Source organism: uncultured Kiloniella sp., from assembly GCF_937128705.1.
In the GTDB taxonomy this organism is placed as follows: Bacteria; Pseudomonadota; Alphaproteobacteria; order Kiloniellales; family Kiloniellaceae; genus Kiloniella.
In genome coordinates this window covers 1-3,420 of record NZ_CAKZMP010000420.1, presented here as the reverse complement: position 1 = coordinate 3,420, position 3,420 = coordinate 1, and the positions used below count along the sequence as shown (strand labels likewise).

4 protein-coding genes are annotated in these 3,420 nt (G+C 45.6%); 1 reads left to right on the top strand and 3 read right to left on the bottom strand.

Going from position 1 to position 3,420, the window contains the following annotated elements:
- Nucleotides 1–549, bottom strand: a 549-nt coding sequence (locus Q0241_RS21625; protein WP_299381221.1) for a hypothetical protein, incomplete at its 3' end; no start/stop codon positions are given.
- Between the two features lie 267 nt (nucleotides 550–816).
- Between Q0241_RS21625 and Q0241_RS21620 the strand changes: the two genes are divergently transcribed.
- Nucleotides 817–1,713, top strand: a complete 897-nt coding sequence (locus Q0241_RS21620) for a DMT family transporter (protein ID WP_299381219.1) — start codon at nucleotides 817–819, stop codon at nucleotides 1,711–1,713.
- 73 nt (nucleotides 1,714–1,786) lie between these two features.
- Here the strand turns inward: Q0241_RS21620 and Q0241_RS21615 are convergent, their stop codons facing one another.
- Nucleotides 1,787–2,359 (bottom strand): TetR/AcrR family transcriptional regulator, encoded by a 573-nt coding sequence (locus Q0241_RS21615; protein WP_299381217.1) that lies wholly within the window; start codon nucleotides 2,357–2,359, stop codon nucleotides 1,787–1,789.
- A 126-nt stretch (nucleotides 2,360–2,485) separates the two neighbouring features.
- Nucleotides 2,486–3,420: aminotransferase class III-fold pyridoxal phosphate-dependent enzyme (locus tag Q0241_RS21610; RefSeq protein WP_299381215.1), on the bottom strand; the 935-nt coding region annotated here is incomplete at its 5' end.

The window sequence follows — 3,420 nt, the reverse complement described above, 5'->3', positions numbered from 1 at the left end:
AATGACCTGAGCGGTGCTTAGAAAGTTATGACCAACCATGATACGACTAGGCTGCTGAGAGGAAGGTGCGAGTTCTGTTCGCGCAGGCGCTTGCCCTGGTAGAGCAGGCATTAACGCATAAGACGGCCCTAACAAATGGACGGCATCTGGGTTCGTAAGTCCTTCGTAAGCCGAAGCGGTATTGCTACCGCGCCATTTAAAATCAATTAAAACATCGCAATAGTGCCGACGTTTCACATCATCGATAACCACAAGCTTTGTCAAATGCGGGGCTACTTGCTGCTCCCATGCTTCATCTATGCTGTAGTGATCAGCGATAAGTGTCGCAATGTGTTTCGATTGAATAAGACGAATGACTTCATCAGCCGCTCTCGTTGTAACGATACACTGAAAATCGTCTAAGAAAGTAGCGATGTCTTGTGAGTACCAGTCAACCGCGAATAAACAGTCGATGTTTTTATCAGCCAGAAAACGCGCTAGATCTCTGCATCGCACAAGATGACCTAACCCTTTTTCAGGTAACGTTGAAACGACAAAAAGGCATCGCATATCAAGCCGTTCCTTTTGAGCTGGTATTGGCGCTAAACATTGCTTCTGCTCTGATCCAGTCGTCTAACGTATCGATGTCTTGCACCAAATGTTGCGGTAAAACAATGGGCAAACTGTGATTTTCAAACATATTTAGGCCTTTTGAGAAGGCATCAGTTTACACTTAACAGCAAGAATATGAAAAAAATGCCGAAAACTGATATACAGTCCGGGCGCTCATCTTTATGACATCATCATCTTTTGAACAGCGTTTTGTCTGGATGCCTTGTGAATATACTGCTTTACCTTGGAACTGTCTTGATTTGGGGAACCACCTGGCTGGCAATCGCTTTTCAGGTTGGAACAGTGCAGGTCGAAGTGTCCGCCTTTTACCGCTTTGCCTTGGCGGCACTCGCACAAATCATTTTCATGCTTGCTTTAAGAAAGCTTACATGGGTTCCGATCAAACAGCATAAGTGGTTTGTACTACAGGGTTGGTGTCTCTTCTGTTTGAATTTCATTTTCTTCTACAATGCAGCTAAATACCTACCCAGTGGGTTGATCGCGGTTGTCTTTTCCTTGGCAAGCATATTCAACATGATCAATGCCTTTATATTCCAGCAAAAGCCGCCGTCTGTAAGATCACTTATTGGCTCTTGTCTTGGTGTTTTAGGGGTTTGCGCCCTCTTCTGGGAAGACATTCAACTCGGTAACGGAACCAGTTTTGGCCTCGTAGGCTTACTGTTATCCATAGCAGGAACCTATTGCTTTTCCCTCGGCAACCTGGTCTCACAACATCAGCAAAAGGCAGGGCGAAATGTCCTTGTCTCGAACTCCTATGCGCTGGTTTATGGCAGTATAACGCTTGGGCTTTGGTGCCTGTTTCAAGGTTACTCGTTTGATATAGAGAACTCCTATAAATACTTGGGTGCTCTTTTTTATCTCGCCATTCCCGGCACTGTGATTGGCTTTGCCATGTACCTCAAACTTATTGGACAGATCGGCGTAGAAAAAGCCGCCTATTCCACAGTCCTTTTTCCAATCGTTGCCCTGTCACTTTCTACCATTTTTGAAGGGTATATCTGGACAGAAACAGCTGTTTTAGGTGTTGTTCTTGCTTTGGGCGGAAACCTGATTGTTTTCTCCAAATGGTCCCCCAGACATAAGATCAAGCGCCCGACCTGATCATATTCCCAGATCAGGGCCTCAGCTTCAGGACCTTAGATAAATGCCTCTGATTCGGGGACAGGATCAGGCTCTATTCATCAAGCCCAACTATACTCCACGCAGCTTCGGTCAAATCTTGGGTAAAGCTTTTATAATCCTGTGTCAGGCGGCCATAGACGTGGAAAACGGCAGGCTGAACAACCACGCCCAGGACCATTGCTGCCATGAGATCAGGATCACCTTGCTTTATCGTTCCATCATCCTGTCCCTGCGCGATTAAATCACGCAAAACAACAACTGGTGTAACCATGTCATCGGGGACTTCTTTGAGCTGTCCATGTTGCGTCAGAAGTAAAAAAGTAAAGAGCGCCTTGTCTTCTGCAAATAGCTGGCAAAAATTGACGATCATATCCGCAATTTTTTGCTTGGAATCTTTATCAGCAGAAGCAATTTCGTGTAAATAGTTCCCTTGTTCTTCGTAGAGAGACAGAAACAGTTTTTTCACCAATTCATCTTTGCTTTTGTAATGGCGATATATTGTACCTTCGGCAATTCCCGCGCCTGCGGCAATATCTTTGGTCGTGGTTTCCGTCACGCCCTTTTCAGCAAAGAGCTCCATAGCAACCCGATTTATTTTGTTTTTCGTCGCCGTGCCGTCACGCATAACTAAATGAACTCAATATCTATTGTGATTAAGCACTCACTATACTACTGAATATGAAAACGAAAACCCAAAAGAACTTAAGATCCCTCAAGCTCCTCTGGGTTAATGCATTAAAGCTGTCTAAAACTATCTGGCCTGACTAACCAAAGCCATACAGACATCAAACTCTTTTAGAAATTGATCTGCATTTTCCATCGTAAGGCACACTGGCGGCTTGATTTTCACCACATTATCCAGCGGGCCGTCCGTTGAAAGCAGGATATTCTTTTCTTTCATAAGGTTGACAACCTTGCCGGCTTCATCTGTTGCAGGCTCCAGCGTTTCTTGGTCATATACCAATTCAACCCCGATAAAGAGCCCCCGCCCGCGAACGTCACCGATTAATGGATAGCACGCCATCATCTCTGTCAGACCATCCAGAATATGTTGACCAACTTGAGCCGCATTATGCTGCAAGCGCTCATCCCGAATAACCTGCAACACTTCCCGCCCTATTGCACAAGAAACTGGGTTTCCACCAAAAGTATTGAAATACTCCATACCATTGAAAAAAGCATCTGCGACAGCCCGGGTTGTGATAACGGCCCCCATAGGGTGTCCATTTCCAATCGGCTTTCCAAGAGTAACAATGTCCGGCACAACATCCTGCAATTCAAAGCCCCACATGTGACTTCCAACGCGACCGAAACCAACCTGAACTTCATCAGCAATACAGAGACCACCCGCACTTCGCACTGCTTCATAAACACGTTTTAGATATCCATCAGGCAAGACAATCTGTCCACCACATCCCAGTAAGGATTCAGCAATAAAAGCCGCAGGTTTCCGGCCTTGTTTTTGCAAATCCGCTAGCTGTTCAATTGCCTTAGCAGCGTACTTATCACCACAATCAGGATCATCCCATTTAACAGGTCCGCGATATCCGTCAGGCATCGGACATATTTTAACATGATCCGGACAGCCCTTCCCCCCTTTGCGATTAAACTTATAGGGGCTTAGGTCAATGAGGGTCGTTAAGTTCCCATGATACGCATGATCAACAATCAGCACATCTTTTGACC

What these genes read in the sequence shown, in the direction of transcription:
- Q0241_RS21615 (WP_299381217.1), bottom strand. Translation starts at nt 2,359, where the DNA reads ATGCGTGACGGCACGGCGACGAAAAACAAAATAAATCGGGTTGCTATG.